This is a genomic window from Micromonospora sp. R77 (genome assembly GCF_022747945.1).
Classification (GTDB): Bacteria; Actinomycetota; Actinomycetes; order Mycobacteriales; family Micromonosporaceae; genus Micromonospora.
In genome coordinates, this window is record NZ_JALDST010000001.1 from 1,623,604 (window position 1) to 1,638,635 (window position 15,032).

15 protein-coding genes are annotated in these 15,032 nt (G+C 71.9%); 1 reads left to right on the forward strand and 14 read right to left on the reverse strand.

The window, feature by feature from the left end:
- Window positions 1-155: 155 nt before the first annotated feature.
- The 10 genes from atpD to glyA form a co-directional block, all read right to left on the reverse strand.
- Window positions 156-1,592, reverse strand: coding sequence for a F0F1 ATP synthase subunit beta (atpD, locus tag MRQ36_RS07385; protein WP_242794114.1), 1,437 nt, complete (start codon window positions 1,590-1,592; stop codon window positions 156-158).
- Window positions 1,592-2,521: a F0F1 ATP synthase subunit gamma gene (locus MRQ36_RS07390; RefSeq protein WP_242794116.1), complete on the reverse strand. Its 930-nt coding sequence runs from the start codon at window positions 2,519-2,521 to the stop codon at window positions 1,592-1,594. The genes atpD and MRQ36_RS07390 overlap by 1 nt, the downstream gene beginning before the upstream one ends.
- 3 nt (window positions 2,522-2,524) lie before the next feature.
- Complete coding sequence (gene atpA / locus MRQ36_RS07395; protein WP_242794122.1) at window positions 2,525-4,177, reverse strand: F0F1 ATP synthase subunit alpha; 1,653 nt, start codon at window positions 4,175-4,177, stop codon at window positions 2,525-2,527.
- Between the two features lie 86 nt (window positions 4,178-4,263).
- On the reverse strand, window positions 4,264-5,085 hold the full coding sequence (locus MRQ36_RS07400) for a F0F1 ATP synthase subunit delta (protein ID WP_242794123.1): 822 nt from the start codon (window positions 5,083-5,085) through the stop codon (window positions 4,264-4,266).
- Window positions 5,085-5,630 carry a F0F1 ATP synthase subunit B gene (locus tag MRQ36_RS07405; RefSeq protein WP_242794124.1) on the reverse strand — a complete coding sequence of 182 codons (546 nt, stop codon included), beginning with the start codon at window positions 5,628-5,630 and terminating at the stop codon, window positions 5,085-5,087. Before MRQ36_RS07405 ends, MRQ36_RS07400 begins: the two co-directional genes overlap by 1 nt.
- Window positions 5,631-5,659: 29 nt before the next feature.
- On the reverse strand, window positions 5,660-5,893 hold the full coding sequence (locus MRQ36_RS07410; RefSeq protein ID WP_242794125.1) for an ATP synthase F0 subunit C: 234 nt from the start codon (window positions 5,891-5,893) through the stop codon (window positions 5,660-5,662).
- A 68-nt stretch (window positions 5,894-5,961) separates the two neighbouring features.
- Entirely contained in the window at window positions 5,962-6,759 is a 798-nt protein-coding gene (gene atpB, locus MRQ36_RS07415; protein ID WP_242794126.1) for a F0F1 ATP synthase subunit A, read from the reverse strand.
- Between the two features lie 11 nt (window positions 6,760-6,770).
- Window positions 6,771-7,007 carry an AtpZ/AtpI family protein gene (locus MRQ36_RS07420; protein ID WP_109800244.1) on the reverse strand — a complete coding sequence of 79 codons (237 nt, stop codon included), beginning with the start codon at window positions 7,005-7,007 and terminating at the stop codon, window positions 6,771-6,773.
- A 175-nt stretch (window positions 7,008-7,182) separates the two neighbouring features.
- Window positions 7,183-7,614 carry a hypothetical protein gene (locus MRQ36_RS07425; RefSeq protein WP_242794127.1) on the reverse strand — a complete coding sequence of 144 codons (432 nt, stop codon included), beginning with the start codon at window positions 7,612-7,614 and terminating at the stop codon, window positions 7,183-7,185.
- Window positions 7,607-8,896, reverse strand: coding sequence for a serine hydroxymethyltransferase (gene glyA, locus MRQ36_RS07430; protein WP_308194786.1), 1,290 nt, complete (start codon window positions 8,894-8,896; stop codon window positions 7,607-7,609). Before glyA ends, MRQ36_RS07425 begins: the two co-directional genes overlap by 8 nt.
- Window positions 8,897-8,931: 35 nt before the next feature.
- Here glyA and MRQ36_RS07435 point away from each other — a divergent pair, with 35 nt between their 5' ends.
- The gene (locus MRQ36_RS07435) at window positions 8,932-10,416 is read left to right on the forward strand and encodes an SDR family oxidoreductase (RefSeq protein WP_242794128.1); all 1,485 of its coding nucleotides are present in this window, start codon (window positions 8,932-8,934) and stop codon (window positions 10,414-10,416) included.
- A 90-nt stretch (window positions 10,417-10,506) separates the two neighbouring features.
- Here MRQ36_RS07435 and MRQ36_RS07440 read toward each other — a convergent pair whose 3' ends face one another.
- The 4 genes from MRQ36_RS07440 to prmC form a co-directional block, all read right to left on the reverse strand.
- The gene (locus MRQ36_RS07440) at window positions 10,507-12,621 is read right to left on the reverse strand and encodes a transglycosylase domain-containing protein (protein WP_242794129.1); all 2,115 of its coding nucleotides are present in this window, start codon (window positions 12,619-12,621) and stop codon (window positions 10,507-10,509) included.
- A gap of 134 nt (window positions 12,622-12,755) precedes the next feature.
- Entirely contained in the window at window positions 12,756-13,367 is a 612-nt protein-coding gene (locus MRQ36_RS07445) for a phosphotyrosine protein phosphatase (protein ID WP_242794130.1), read from the reverse strand.
- 1 nt (window position 13,368) lies between these two features.
- Window positions 13,369-14,013, reverse strand: coding sequence for an L-threonylcarbamoyladenylate synthase (locus MRQ36_RS07450; protein ID WP_242800908.1), 645 nt, complete (start codon window positions 14,011-14,013; stop codon window positions 13,369-13,371).
- Window positions 14,013-14,960 carry a peptide chain release factor N(5)-glutamine methyltransferase gene (gene prmC / locus MRQ36_RS07455; protein WP_242794131.1) on the reverse strand — a complete coding sequence of 316 codons (948 nt, stop codon included), beginning with the start codon at window positions 14,958-14,960 and terminating at the stop codon, window positions 14,013-14,015. Before prmC ends, MRQ36_RS07450 begins: the two co-directional genes overlap by 1 nt.
- Between the last annotated feature and the right edge of the window lie 72 nt (window positions 14,961-15,032).

A 15,032-nucleotide genomic window follows, 5' to 3' on the forward strand; every position in this document is an offset into this window, starting at 1 on the left:
TCAACGCTTGTGACGTGAGCGTCGTGTCAGGAACGGTACCTCGCGTGCGGGAGAACCGCTGGCCGGCGAGGCGGACATGCGGCGACAGCGGCCCCGAACAGGCCGAAGGCCACCCCGACAGAGCCGGGGTGGCCTTCACTGCTTGTGACGAAGGTCTAACCCTCCATCAGCTCCTTGGCCTTGGCCTCCAGGTCCTCGAGACCGCCGCACATGAAGAACGCCTGCTCGGGGAAGTGGTCGAACTCGCCCTCGGCGATCCGCTTGAACGCGTCGATGGTCTCGGCGATCGGCACGGTCGAGCCCTCCACGCCGGTGAACTGCTGGGCGGCGTAGGTGTTCTGCGACAGGAAGCGCTCGATCCGCCGCGCACGCTGCACGGTGATCTTGTCTTCCTCGGAGAGCTCCTCGATGCCGAGGATGGCGATGATGTCCTGCAGGTCCTTGTAGCGCTGCAGGATCCGCTTCACCTCGGTGGCCACCGCGAAGTGCTCCTGGCCGACGAACTCCGGGGCGAGGATCCGGGACGAGGACGCCAGCGGGTCCACGGCCGGGTAGATGCCCTTGTCGGAGATCGACCGCTCCAGGTTGGTGGTCGCGTCGAGGTGGGCGAACGTGGTGGCCGGCGCCGGGTCGGTGTAGTCGTCGGCGGGCACGTAGATCGCCTGCATCGAGGTGATGGCCTGACCCCGGACGGAGGTGATCCGCTCCTGGAGCTCGCCCATCTCGTCAGCCAGGGTCGGCTGGTAACCCACGGCGCTCGGCATGCGGCCGAGCAGCGTGGAGACCTCGGAACCGGCCTGGGTGAAGCGGAAGATGTTGTCGATGAAGAGCAGCACCTCCTGCTTCTTCACGTCACGGAAGTACTCCGCCATGGTGAGCGCGGAGAGCGCGACCCGCAGCCGGGTGCCCGGCGGCTCGTCCATCTGGCCGTAGACCAGCGCGGTCTTGTCGATGACGCCGGACTCGGTCATCTCGGCGATGAGGTCGTTGCCCTCACGGGTGCGCTCACCCACGCCGGCGAAGACCGAGGTACCACCGAAGTTCCGGGCGACCCGGGTGATCATCTCCTGGATGAGCACCGTCTTGCCCACGCCGGCACCGCCGAACAGGCCGATCTTGCCGCCCTTGACGTACGGGGCGAGCAGGTCGATGACCTTGATGCCGGTCTCCAGCATCTCGGTCTTCGGCTCCAGGTCCGCGAAGGCCGGGGCCTTGCGGTGGATGCCCCACCGGTCGTCCGCCTGGATGGTCTCACCCTCGGTGAGGTTCAGGCACTCGCCGATCGCGTTGAACACGTGGCCCTTGACCGCGTCGCCCACCGGAACGGTGATCGGCTCGCCGCGGTCACGCACCTCCGCACCGCGGACCAGGCCGTCGGTCGGCTGCATCGAGATGGCGCGGACCAGGTTGTCACCCAGGTGCTGGGCGACCTCCAGGGTCAGCGTCTTCTCGCCGCCGGAGAGCGTCACGTCCACGTTCAGGGCGTTGAACAGGGCCGGCATGGCGTCGCGCGGGAACTCGGCGTCGACGACCGGGCCGATGACCCGGACCACGCGACCCGTGGCCGTCTTGGTCTCTACTGGGGCAGTCATCACACTTCACTTCCCGACGCGGCCAGCGCGTTCGCGCCGCCGACGATCTCGCTGATCTCCTGGGTGATCCCGGCCTGGCGGGCCGAGTTCATCTCACGCGTGTACTTCTCGATCATCTCTTCGGCGTTGTCGGTGGCGCTCTTCATCGCCCGCCGCCGGGACGCCGACTCGCTCGCCGCCGACTCGATCAACGCCGCGTAGATCCGCGTGTTGATGTACTTCGGCAGCAGCGCGTCGAGCAGCGCCTCCGCCTCCGGCTCGAACTCGTACGCCGGCAGCAGCCCCTCGGAGCGCGGCCGGTCCTCGACCTGCATCGGACCGATGATCTTGGCGACCGGCGTCTGGGTCATCAGGGAGTGGAACTCGGTGTAGACGATGTGCAGCTCGTCGATACCGACGATCCCGTCCGCCCCGGCGTGCCCCTCCGCGTCGTCCGCGCCGGCCGAGAACGCCTTGATCAGCGTCTCGCCCACCTCGCGGGCGTCGGCGAAGGACGGCTGCTCCGAGAAGCCCGTCCAGTTCGCCGCCATGTCGCGGTTACGGAACCGGTAGAACCCGACGCCCTTGCGCCCGATGACGTAGAGCACCGGCTCCTTGCCGTCGGCCTTGAGCCGGGCGATCAGCGACTCCGCGGTCCTGATCGCGTTGGAGCTGTAACCGCCGGCCAGGCCCCGGTCACTGGTGACCAGCAGGACGCCCGCCCGCCGCACCCGCTCACGCGGGGTGAGCAGCGGGTGGTCGATCCGCGCGTTGGACGCCAGCGCCGTGAGCACGCCGGTGATGGCGTTGGCGTACGGCAGCGAGGCCTCCACCCGGGCCTGGGCCTTGGCGATCCGGCTCGTCGCCACGAGCTCCATCGCCTTGGTGATCTTCTTCATCCCCTTCGCCGAGCGGATCCGCTGGCGAAGAACGCGAACCTGGGCCGCCATGGATCAGCTCTCGGCCGGGCGGTCGGTCGAGCCGTCCCGGAAGCGGGTCACCGTCTCGCGGTTCTCCTCGCCCTCGAGCGGCTTGGCCGGCGCCTCGTTGACCCGGTGCTCGTCCTCCTTACCCAGGAAGACCTGCTTGAACTCGGTGATGGCCGAGTCGAGCGAGCCGATGATGTCGTCGTCCCACTTGTTGTCGGCGATGCCGGCGAGGACACCCTCGTGCTTGTGCCGCAGGTACTGCAGGAACTCCGACTCGAAGCGGCGGACCTCGCCGACCGGGATGTCGTCCAGCTTGCCCTCGACGCCGGCCCAGACCGAGACGACCTGCTCCTGCACCGGGTACGGCGAGTAGTTCGGCTGCTTGAGCAGCTCGACCAGGCGGGCACCGCGCTCCAGCTGGGCGCGGGAGGCCTTGTCCAGGTCGGAGGCGAAGGCGGCGAACGCCTCCAGCTCGCGGTACTGGGCCAGGTTCAGCCGCAGCGAACCGGCGACCTTGCGCATCGGCTTGACCTGCGCCGCGCCACCGACCCGGGAGACCGAGGTGCCGACGTTGATGGCCGGCCGGACGCCCTGGTTGAACAGGTCGGTCTCGAGGAAGATCTGACCGTCGGTGATCGAGATGACGTTGGTCGGGATGAAGGCCGAGATGTCGTTGGCCTTCGTCTCGATGATCGGCAGACCGGTCATCGAGCCGCCGCCCAGCTCGTCGGAGAGCTTCGCGCAGCGCTCCAGCAGGCGGGAGTGCAGGTAGAAGACGTCACCCGGGTAGGCCTCACGGCCCGGCGGGCGACGCAGCAGCAGGGACACGGCGCGGTACGCCTCGGCCTGCTTGCTCAGGTCGTCGAAGATGATCAGGACGTGCTTGCCGCCGTACATCCAGTGCTGGCCGATGGAGGAGCCGGTGTAGGGGGCGAGGTACTTGAAGCCCGCCGGGTCCGACGCCGGGGAGGCCACGATGGTGGTGTACTCCATCGCGCCCGCCTCTTCCAGGATGCCCTTGATCGAGGCGATCGTGGAGGCCTTCTGGCCGATGGCGACGTAGATGCAGCGGACCTGCTTCTTCGGGTCGCCGGAGCGCCAGTTGTCGCGCTGGTTGAGCACCGCGTCCAGGGCGACCGTGGTCTTGCCGGTCTTCCGGTCGCCGATGATCAGCTGACGCTGGCCCCGGCCGATCGGGGTCATCGCGTCGACGGCCTTGATGCCGGTCTGCAGCGGCTCGGACACCGACTGCCGGGCCATCACGTTCGGGGCCTGGAGCTCCAGCTCGCGGAAGCCCTCGTTCGGGATGTCGCCGAGCCCGTCGATCGGCTGGCCGAGCGCGTTGACCACGCGGCCGAGGAAGGCGTCGCCGACCGGCACCGAGAGCACCCGGCCGGTGCGCTTGACGCGCTGCCCCTCCTCCAGCTTCGCGGAGTCACCGAGAACGACGACACCGATCTCCCGGACGTCGAGGTTCAGCGCCACGCCGAGCGTGCCGTCCTCGAACTCCAGGAGCTCGTTGGTCATGGTCGAGGGCAGGCCCTCGACGTGGGCGATGCCGTCACCGGTGTCGGCGACGGTGCCGACCTCCTCACGGGAGACGTCGGTCGAGTAGGAGGAGACGTAGCGCTCCAGGGCGCCGCGGATCTCCTCCGTCGAGATGGTCAGCTCGGCCATCCTCTGCTTCCTTAAAAAATCAGGGGCCCGGGATACCTAGTACCGACCGGTCCGATGGCGTCGAATCAGGGCTGTGGAGGCGCTGGTCAGCGCTTCGCGAGCGCGTTGCGGGTCTCGTTGAGGCGGCGCAGGACGGTGCCGTCGTACAGGTCGGAACCGACCCGCACACTCACCCCACCGAGCACCTCGGGGTCGACCGTCTGCTTGACGGAGACCTCCCGACCGTACATCTCGGAGAGGCGGGCACCGAGGCGTCGCTCCTCGGCGTCACTCAGCGGGGCCGCCACGGTCACGTACGCGACCTGCCGGTCCCGCCGGTCGGCGGCCAGCTCGACCAGCCGGGTGAGCGCCCCGCTGAAGGAGCGTCCCCCGAATCCGGCCAGCGCGGCCCCGACGAGAGAGCCGGTGATCGGCCGGGCCTTGCCGGCGAGCAGCTGGTCGACCAGGGTGGCCCGCTGCCCGGCCGGGGCCATCGGGTCCGACAGCGCCTGCGACAGCGCCGGGGAACCGGAGACGACCTGCCCGAAGCGGAACAGCTCGTCCTCGACCTCGCCCAGCTCGCCGGCGGAGTCGGCGCTCGCCAGCAGCGCCTCGACGCCCAGCCGCTCGGTGGCCTCGAGCAGTTCCGAGGGTGCCGACCAGCGACCGGAGACGAGCGAGGCGACCAGGTCGAGCGCGTCCGCGCCGATCTTGCCGCGCAGCATCCCGCCGAGCAGCCCGGCCCGGTCCGCGCCGGACCGCGCCGGGTCGGACAGCGCCCGGCGCAGCCGCGGCTCCCGCCGCAGCAGGGCGGCGACGGAGAGGATGTCGTCGGCGGTGGAGGCCACCGCCGACGGCTCCGCGCCGCGGACGTACGCGTCGAGGCGCTCGGCCGCGACCTTGTACGACTCCCGGCTGGCGGCCTGCATCAGCGGGCCCCCGTGCTCTCGAGACCGCTCAGGAACCGGTCCACGGTGCCCTTGCGACGCGCCTCGTCGGCGAGCGACTCACCGACGATCTTGCTGGCCAGGTCCACCGCGATGGTGCCGACCTCGGTGCGCAGCTCGCGCACGATGGTGGCCCGCTCGGCGGCGAGCTGCTCCTTGCCGGCCGCGATGATCCGGTCGGACTCCTCCCGCGCCTTGGCGAGGATGTCCTGCCGGATGCCCTCGGCGTCGGCCCGGGCGTCGTCCCGGATCCGGGCGGCGTCGGTCCGCGCCTCGGCGAGCTGGGCCCGGTACTGCTCGAGCAGCTGGTTCGCCTCGGCCTGGGCGGCCTCGGCGCGCTTGATGCCGCCCTCGATCGCGTCGACCCGGGCCTGGAACGTCTGCTCCATGCGCGGGAAGACGAACTTCATCAGCACGAAGCAGAGCACGATGAAGGCGATGCCACCGACCACGATCTCCTGCCAGGCAGGGATGATCGGGTTGTGGGGGGTCGCTTCACCACCCTCGGCGGCGAGGAGGAAGTACATGGGAAAACCTCCCGGTCAGAGGGGCTGGATCAGAGAGTGCCCTGCCAGATGAAGCCGAAGGCGATGCCCAGCAGCGCCAGCGCCTCGATGACGGCGAAGCCGATCCAGACGTACGGGAGGGTCATCCGGGACGACTCCGGCTGGCGGGCCGTCGACTGGATGTAGGCCGAGAAGACCAGGCCCACGCCGATGCCCGGGCCGATCGCGGCCAGGCCGTAACCGATGGCAGCGGTGCTGCCCGATACCTCGGCAAGGATGCTCATTGCGGTTCCTCCTGGTTATCACGCGTGACGGTCACGCGGGACGACAACGGTTGGTGCGAAAGAGTGGATCAGTGCTCGTCGGCGAGCGCGCCCTGCACGTAGCTGGCACTCAGCACCGTGAAGACGTACGCCTGCAGACAGATCACCAGGAACTCGAGGAAGGTCAGCGCGATCGTCATCGCCCAGGACAGCACCGAGACCGGTGCCAGCCAGGCGTTGGCGCTGATCATGGCGAACCCGCCGAGCGTGAAGACCAGCAGGAGCATGTGGCCGGCGAACATGTTCGCGAAGAGACGGACGGCCAGCGAGAACGGCCGGACGATGAAGGTCGAGAAGAGCTCGATCGGGATCAGCAGCGGCAGGATGAACCAGGGCGCCGGCGGGACCAGCGAGTTCTTGAAGTACTTCACGAACCCGTGGTGCCGGATGCCGATCCAGTTGAACATCACGTAGCTGATCACGGCGAGGAACGCCGGGAAGGCGATGTGCGAGTTCGGCGAGATCTGGAAGAACGGGATGATCGCGAACGCGTTGGTCAGCAGGATGAAGCAGAAGAGCGTGGTGAAGTACGGCGCGAACCGCACCCCCGCGTGCCCGATCATGTCGACGGCGATGTTGTTCCGCACGAAGCCGTAGATCGACTCGGCGAACCACTGCTTCTTCGTCGGCACCAGCTGCGGCTTCCGGTAGCTGACCAGGAAGAAGATGATCAGCACGCCGACGGCGATCCAGACCATCGCGGTGATCTTGGTGAACCAGTACGAGTCGTGGGCACCCCAGGGCAGGATGCTGGGCAGGTAGAAGTCCTCCACGCTCGGTGGGAATTCCGCCTGGCCCTGAGCCAGGACATTGGCCTGTCCGAACACCGCGTCCCTTCCTACGTAGGCGTGCCGAGTCGGCGGACGACCAGGATGATCCCCCCGGCCATGCCGAGCACGACGCCGATCCCGGTGGCGATGCCGCCGGAGTCGAGCCACTGGTCGACCAGCCAGCCGATGAAACCCCAGACGAGCATGCCCCCGATGAGGTACGAGAGCGCGGTCCAACCCTGGCCGGCACCGGACGGAACGTCGCCTGTGCCGCCAGTGCTGGGGGGTTTCTGGTCACCGGCCATGACGGGGCGAACGATATCAGTCGGGGATACGAGGCTGTGCCTCACCCCCCGCACAACCTGGTTGTGTGGGACACGGGCGGGCGAAGTCGTCTGGAGGCACGCTACTCCCCTCACGCCACTGAGAGAATGACCGATCGCGGACACACCGGCGCGTCGTCCGAAGAATGGGATCGGCTCAGCCGCGGACGTGCCGGGCGTGCACCGTGGTCAGCCACCAGACGTGCACGCCGGTCCAGACCAGCACCCCGGCGGCGATGCCCAGGCAGAGCGGGACCAGGCCGGCCCAACCGGTCGCCGCGACGCCGATCATCAGCGCCCCGAGCAGGCTCATCTTGGCCACGTAGAGCCCCAGCCCGAACGGCAGCAGCAGCTGTGGGTCGCGGGCGTCGGCCCACGCCAGCACCACCGTGGTGAGGGTGTAGCTGGCGACGGTGACGGCCACCCCGGCCGCCGCGCCGAGCGCCCCGGCCGTCCCGCCGGTCACCCCGCCGACCACGCCGGCCAGCGCGGCCAGCACCGCCGAGGCGGCCAGCAGCACCGGCAGGTGGCGCAGCCGCCAACCCCGGTCCGCGGTCCCCTCCGCCGCGCGCACCCCGGCCTCAGCCACGGGGGTACGCCGGGAAGGCGGCGACCAGGTCGGCCACGTCGGCGGCGATCCGGGTCAGCTCGTCGGCACCCCCGGGTGCGCCGGGATCGGCGCGTACCGCCCGGGCGATCAGCGCGGCGACGGTCCGCAGCTCTCCCTCGCGCATGCCCTGGGTGGTGACGCTCGGCGTGCCCACCCGGATGCCGGAGGCGACCATCGGCTTCTGCGGGTCGTACGGGATGGCGTTCTTGTTCAGGGTGATCGCCGCGGCGTCGCAGCGGGCCTCGGCGTCCGCGCCGGTGACCCCGACCTCGCGCAGGTCGATCAGGGCGAGGTGGGTGTCGGTGCCGCCGGAGACCGGGCGCATCCCCGCGTCGGCCAGCCCGGCCGCGAGCGCCTGGGCGTTGCTCACCACCTGCGCGGCGTACGCGCGGAACTCGGGCTGGGCGGCCTCGCGCAGCGCGACCGCCTTGGCCGCCACCGCGTGCATCAGCGGGCCGCCCTGGGTGAACGGGAAGACCGCCTTGTCGATCCGCGGCGCCAGCGACTCCCGGCAGAGGATCATGCCGCCGCGGGGACCGCGCAGCACCTTGTGCGTGGTGGCGCAGACGACGTCGGCGTACGGCACCGGCGACGGGACGGCCCTCCCGGCGACCAGCCCGATGAAGTGCGCGGCGTCCACCATGAGGTACGCGTCGACCTCGTCGGCGATCTCCCGGAACCGGGCGAAGTCGATCAGCCGGGAGTAGGCGGTGGCCCCGCAGATGATCATCTTGGGTCGGTGCGCCCGGGCGAGGTCCCGCACCTCGTCGTAGTCGATCAGCTCGGTGTCCCGCCGGACGGTGTAGCCGACGGTGTGGAACCACTTGCCGGAGAAGTTGACCCGGCTGCCGTGGGTCAGATGCCCGCCGTGCGGCAGGTCCATCGCCAGCACGGTGTCCCCCGGCTGCACCAGCGCGGCGTACGCGGCCAGGTTGGCGCTCGCGCCGGAGTGCGGCTGGAGGTTGGCGTGCTCGGCGCCGAAGAGCTCCTTCGCCCGGCCGATGCCGATCTCCTCGGCCCGGTCCACCTCGGCGCAGCCGCCGTAGTAGCGCCGGCCGGGATAGCCCTCGGCGTACTTGTTGGTCAGCGTCGAACCGAGCGCGGCGAGCACCGCCGGCGAGGTCAGGTTCTCGCTGGCGATCAGTTGCAGGCCGCCCCGGAGCCGGTCCAGCTCACCGAGCACCACCCCGGCGATCTCCGGGTCGACGGTGCTGAGCTGCTCGAAGTCCGGGCCCCAGAAGGTGCTCCTCGCGTTCTCCACAGCGCATGAGTCTATTGGGCCGCACACTGGAGACCGTGAGATGCCTCGTCACCGGTGCCACCGGATACATCGGCGGGCGGCTCGCGCCCCGACTGCTCGCCGAGGGACACACCGTACGCTGCCTGGCCCGCAAGGCCGGACGGCTGCGGGACGTACCGTGGGCGTCCCGGGCCGAGATCGCCGAGGGCGACCTGCGGAAGCCGGAGACCCTGCCGGCGGCCTTCGACGGCGTGGACGTCGCGTACTACCTGGTGCACTCGCTCGGCCAGCAGGGGTTCGAGGCGGCCGACCGGGAGGCGGCGACCAACTTCGCCGCCGCGGCCCGCGCCGCGGGCGTACGCCGGATCGTCTACCTCGGCGGGCCGGAGCCGACGGAGGAGGGCGAGGTCCCGTCGCCGCACCTGCGGTCCCGGGCCGAGGTGGCGCGGATCCTGCTGGCCAGCGGGGTGCCCACGGCGGTGCTCCGGGCGGCGGTGATCATCGGGTCGGGCTCGGCGTCGTTCGAGATGCTGCGCTACCTGACCGAGCGGCTGCCGGCGATGGTGACCCCGCGCTGGGTGCGCAACCGGATCCAGCCGATCGCCGTCCGGGACGTGCTGCGCTATCTGGTGGACTGCGCGTCGCTGCCGCCCGAGGTCAACCGGGGCTTCGACATCGGCGGCCCGGACGTGCTGACCTTCCAGGAGATGATGCAGCGCTACGCGGCGGTCGCCGGGCTGCGCCCCCGGATGATCGTGCCGGTCCGCCCGCTGACCCCGTCGCTCTCCTCGCACTGGGTCGGCCTGATCACCCCGGTACCGAACGCCATCGCCCGGCCGCTGGTGGAGAGCCTGATCCACGAGGCGGTCGCGCACGAGCACGACATCGCCCGGTACGTCCCCGACCCGCCCGGCGGGCTGACCGGCTTCGACCGGGCGGTCGAGTTGGCGCTGACCAAGGTGCGCGACGCCGAGGTGGAGACCCGCTGGTCGACCGCGAGCGGGCCGGACGCTCCGGCCGAACCGCTGCCGAGCGACCCGAAGTGGTCCGGCGGCACGGTCTACACCGACGTCCGGGAGCGGGCCGTGGACGCCCCGCCGGCCGCACTCTGGCGGGTCATCGAGGGCGTCGGCGGCGAACACGGCTGGTATTCGTTCCCGCTCGCCTGGTCGGTGCGGGGCTGGCTGGACCGGCTGGTCGGCGGGGTGGGACTGCGCCGGGGCCGGCGCGACCCGCACCACCTCCAGGTCGGCGAGGCGCTGGACTTCTGGCGGGTCGAGGAGATCGTCCCGGGTGAGCTGCTGCGGCTGCGCGCCGAGATGCGGCTGCCGGGGCGGGCCTGGTTGGAGATGCGCGCCGAACCGGCCGGCGAGGGCCGCAGCCGGTACGTCCAGCGCGCCGTCTTCCTCCCCCGCGGCCTGCCCGGTCACCTCTACTGGGGTTCCGTCGCCCCGTTCCACGCGGTGGTCTTCGGCGGGATGGCCCGCAACATCGCCCGCGGCGCCGAACAGTCCCCCGCCGTGGCGTCCCGGTCCGCCTGAGCCGGGATCCCGGTCCGCCTCGCGCGGTGTCCAGGCCCGCCTGGGCCCCGGTCCGCTCGTCCGGGGTCCCGGCCCGCCGGCGGAGGCCGGTCAGTTGCCGCCGCGGGGGCCGGTGACCCGGAGGGCGACGTTCTCGCCGGGCGGGACGAAGTCGAGGACCGGCTGGTCGCGGAGGGCGGCGGCGAGGATCCGGCCCACCGCGTCGATCTGCCGGGCCTGCACACCCCCGCCGACCGCGTCCCGGGGGTCGTCCGGGTTCGCCGCGATGGTGGCGACCGCGAGCTGCGGGGTGAACGCGACCACGGTCTCGGTGGCGTTCCGCTCCGAGCTGCCGGTCTTGCCCGCCAGCGGCCGGCCCAGCCGGGGCTGGAGCTCCTCGGCGGTCCCGCCGTCGCAGCGCCGGTACATCGACTGGTCGCCGACCGGGCAGCGGGACGCGTCGGCCGCCGCCCGGGCCACCTCGGTGTCGAGCACCTGCCGGCAGTCCGGCTTTCCGGCGGCCACCCGGTGGCCCGCGCTGTCGGTGATCGAGGTGACCGGCGTGGGTGCGCACCAGGTGCCCTCGGCCGCCACGGTGGCGTACGCACCGGCCAGGTCGAGCGGGGTGGTGGCGGCGACGCCCAGGGTGAACGCCCCCCAGCCCTTCGCGCTCTCCCGGGCCAGCCGGGCGTCCTCCGGTGAGCGCAGCACGATGCCCAGCCGCTGGGCCATCTCCACCACCCGGTCGGCGCCCACCTTCTCGGTCAGCCAGGCGAAGTAGGTGTTCACCGAGCGGCCGAAGGCGCTCCACATGGTGCGGTGCCCGTTCATCCAGGACGGGTTGGCGTTGGCCGGGCACCAGTAGCCGCCGCAGCTGGCCGGTCCCCCGCCCGCCCGGTAGTCGGTGACGTACACCGACGGGGCGTCGAAGTCGGTGTCCAGCGGCAGCCCGGCCTCCAACGCGGCCAGCAGCGCGAAGAGCTTGAAGGCGGACCCCGCCTGGTAGCCGACGATCCCGCCGCCCCCGGCCACGAGCTGGTTGACGGTGTTCGGGTAGTTTCGCTGGCCGGCCGGGTTGGGGGCGACGCCGAAGTTCCGGTTCACCGCCATGGCCAGCACCCGGCCGGTGCCGGGCTGCACCACGGCGGTCGGCGCGGCGCGCTTGTTGCCCACGTCGTAGATCTTCAGCACCTGGGTGGTGGCCTGCTGCTGCACCTGCGGGTCGAGCGAGGAGACGATGGAGAACCCGCCGCGGCGCAGCGTCTGCTGCCGCTCGTCCGGGGAGCTGCCGAACGCCGCCTGGGACCGCCACCACTGGGTGAACCAGTCGCAGAAGAAGCCCCAGTCGTTGTGCTCCTCGGGCACCGCCGCGCAGTCGTTCGGCATCGCGCTCGGCGTGAGCCGCAGCTGTTCGGCCTTGGCCCGCGCCGCGTCGGCGACCGGGACCTGCCCGGTCTCCACCATCCGGTCCAGCACGTACGCCCGGCGGCGCAGCGCCGAGTCGGCGTCGCCGTTGATCGGGTCGTCGGTGTCCGGAGCGCGGACCAGCCCGGCGAGCAGCGCCGCCTGGGCCAGCGTGAGGTCGGCCGGTCTGGTGGAGAAGTAGCGCCGGCTCGCCGCGGCGATCCCGTACGCCCCGGCGCCGAAGTAGGCGATGTTGAGGTAGCGGCTGAGGATCTGGTCCTTGTCGAGCTCGCGTTCCAGGGCGAGCGCGTAGCGCATCTCGCGGATCTTGCGACCGGCGGTGATCTCGGTGGCCCGGGCCCGCTGCTGTTCGGTCAGCCGCGGGTCACCGGCCAGCGCATTGCGGACGTACTGCATGGTCAGCGTGGAGGCGCCCTGGCGGGCCGCGCCCTCGCGCCGGTTGACGGTCAGGGCCCGGGCCACGCCGCGCAGGTCGACCCCGTGGTGCTGATAGAACCGGACGTCCTCGGCGGCCACGATGGCCTGCCGCATCACCGGCGCCACCTCGGCCAACGGGACGTCCGTCCGGTCCTCCAGATAGAACGAGGTGATCAGGGTGCGGCCGTCGTTGGCATAGAGGTTGGACCGCTGGGCCGGCCGGGGCGTCCGCAGCGTGTCGGGGAGCCCGGAGCCGGGCAGCAACCCCCGGACGCCGAGCCCGAGCACCAGGGCGGCCGGCAACGCGGCCACCGCGAGGCCCAGTCCGGCGAGCAGACCGGCGAGCAGGATCGTGAAGACCTTGTGGAGATGGGCCCGGTTCATCAGCTCTCCCCGCAGGAGCCGGCCACGTTCGGACCCGTTCAGAATGACCGGAAAGGCCTACTGAACCGCCGTCTTCGCCCGAACCAGCAGGAATTTCACGGAGAAGGGTTAAACCGGGCGAAACCGGCCTCCGCTCAGGGCAGCAGCGCGGTGGCGAGCGGGTGCACCGTCTCCTCGATCTCGTCGGCGACCCGGCTGAAGCACTGGTCACCCCGACCCCAGGGGTCGTCCAGGTCGTCCGTGGGCAGGGGCGACGCGCCCTGCCGGGCCGCGTCCGCGGCGGCCACCAGGGCCACCCCGCGGGCGTACACCGCGTCCGGGTCGGCCGCCACCGGCGGCAGCGCGGCCGCGTCGACCAGACCGAGCAACCGGCCGAACTCCCCCAGGACGAAGGTGCGGGACGCCGCGTCCGGCCGCAGCGCCACCACGTACTCCTGCTGGTCGGCGGTGGCGGTGAGGACCAGGTCGGCGGCGTCGATGAGATCCGACCGCAGCTTGCGGGCGGCGAACCCGGTCACGTCCCCGCCGCGCGAGATCACCTGCCGGGCGGCCGGGGGATTCATCTCCTCACCGGCGTGCCAGCCGCCGGTGCCCGCGCTGTGGCTGTGCACCAGCTCGTCCGAGCGGTCCGGGTCGGCGCCCTGCCGACCCAGCCGCTCCCGCACCGCGAGCAGCAGCAGGCGCTCGGCCATCGGTGACCGGCAGATGTTGCCCATGCACACGTGCAGCACGGTGAACGGCGGCACCTCAGGCCCCCCGGGAGTCGAGCAGGTCCGGCACCACGTCGCGCAGCTTCGGCAGCGGGATCGCCCCCGCCCGCAGCAGCCGGGGCACCTCACCGGTCAGGTCGACGATCGTGCTCGGCACCGGATCGACGGCCGGCCCGGCCTCCAGATAGGCGCGGACGGCGTAACCCAGCTGCTCCCGGGCCTCGTCGGCGGTGACCGCCGCCGGCTGGCCGACCTTGTTGGCCGACGCCACCGCCATCGGGCCGGTCTCCCGCAGCACCTCCAGCGCCACCGGGTGCAGCGGCATCCGCACCGCCACCGTCCCGGACGAGTCGCCCAGGTCCCAGGAGAGGGTCGGCGAGTGCTCCACCACGATCGTCAACGCGCCCGGCCAGAACGCCTCGACCAGGTCCCGGGCCGCGCGGGGCAGCGAGAAGACCAGCCCGTCGAGGGTGTGTCGGGAGCCGATCAGCACCGGCGGCGCCGCCCGCGAGCCGCCCTTGGCGTCCGCGAGGGCCTTCACCGCGTACGGCGTGAACGCGTCCGCGCCGATGCCGTAGACGGTGTCGGTCGGCAGCACGACGAGTTCACCGTTCTTGACCGCCTCGATGGCAGCGGCGATGCCGCGGTCCCGGTCGGCGAGCGCCCGACAGTCGTAGAGCATCACGAGGAGCCAGTCTGCCACGCCGGGCCCGATTCGGAGCGGTGGCCGTCCGCCCGCCGGGACGCGGTCGCGAAGCGGGGCCGTCCCACCAGGTCGCGGTGCTCCCGGACCGCCGCGTACCGGCCGTCGGCACGGAGCAGTGCCGGCACCGCCGAACCGTGCGTGTCGTCGTGCTCGATGCCGAGCACGCCGCCGGGGCGCAGCAGCTGCGCCGCGCGGGCCACCACCGGCCGGATCACCGCCAGCCCGTCCGCCCCGCCGAAGACCGCCTCGTCCGGGTCGTGCGCGGCCACCTCCGGGGGTACGACCACCGACCGGGGCACGTACGGCGGGTTGCACAGCAGCACGTCCACCCGGCCGACCAGGTCGGGCAGCAGCTGCGGGTCGGTGACGTCGGCGGCCACCACCTCGACCGGGGTGTCCCCGGCGGCGGCCCGGTCGGCGGCGTTGCGGCGCAGCCAGTCCAGCGCGGCCGGGGACCGCTCCACTGCCACCACCCGCGCCCCCGGCAGCTCCTGGGCCACCGCGAGGGCGATCGCGCCGGAGCCGCTGCACAGGTCCACCACCAGCGGCGCAGCGCGCCGGCGCCCCTCGTCGACGCCCCAGCCGGCCAGCAGTTCGGTCTCCGGTCGGGGCACGAAGACCCCGGGACCGACCGCCACGGTCAGGTGCCGGAAACCGGCGGAACCGGTCAGGTGCTGCACCGGCTCGCGGGCCGTGCGCCGCTGCACCAGGGCGTCGAAGCGGGCCCGCTGGGCGGCGGTGAAGCCGTCGGCCAGGGCCAGCCGGCCGCGCGGCACGTCCAGCACGTACGCGGCCAGCAGCTCCGCCTCGACCCGGGGCGCCTCGATCCCGGCCCCGGCCAGGACCCGGGCCGCCCCGGCGATCACCGGCGAGGCACGCTCGCGTTCTGTCCCTTCGGACGGGTGTTGCGGGAGGGAGGTCACGCCATAATCATGAAGCGTCGCGGGTCACGGCACGAGCGGGTGCGTCCCGACGCACACCGACAGGGAGGTCGC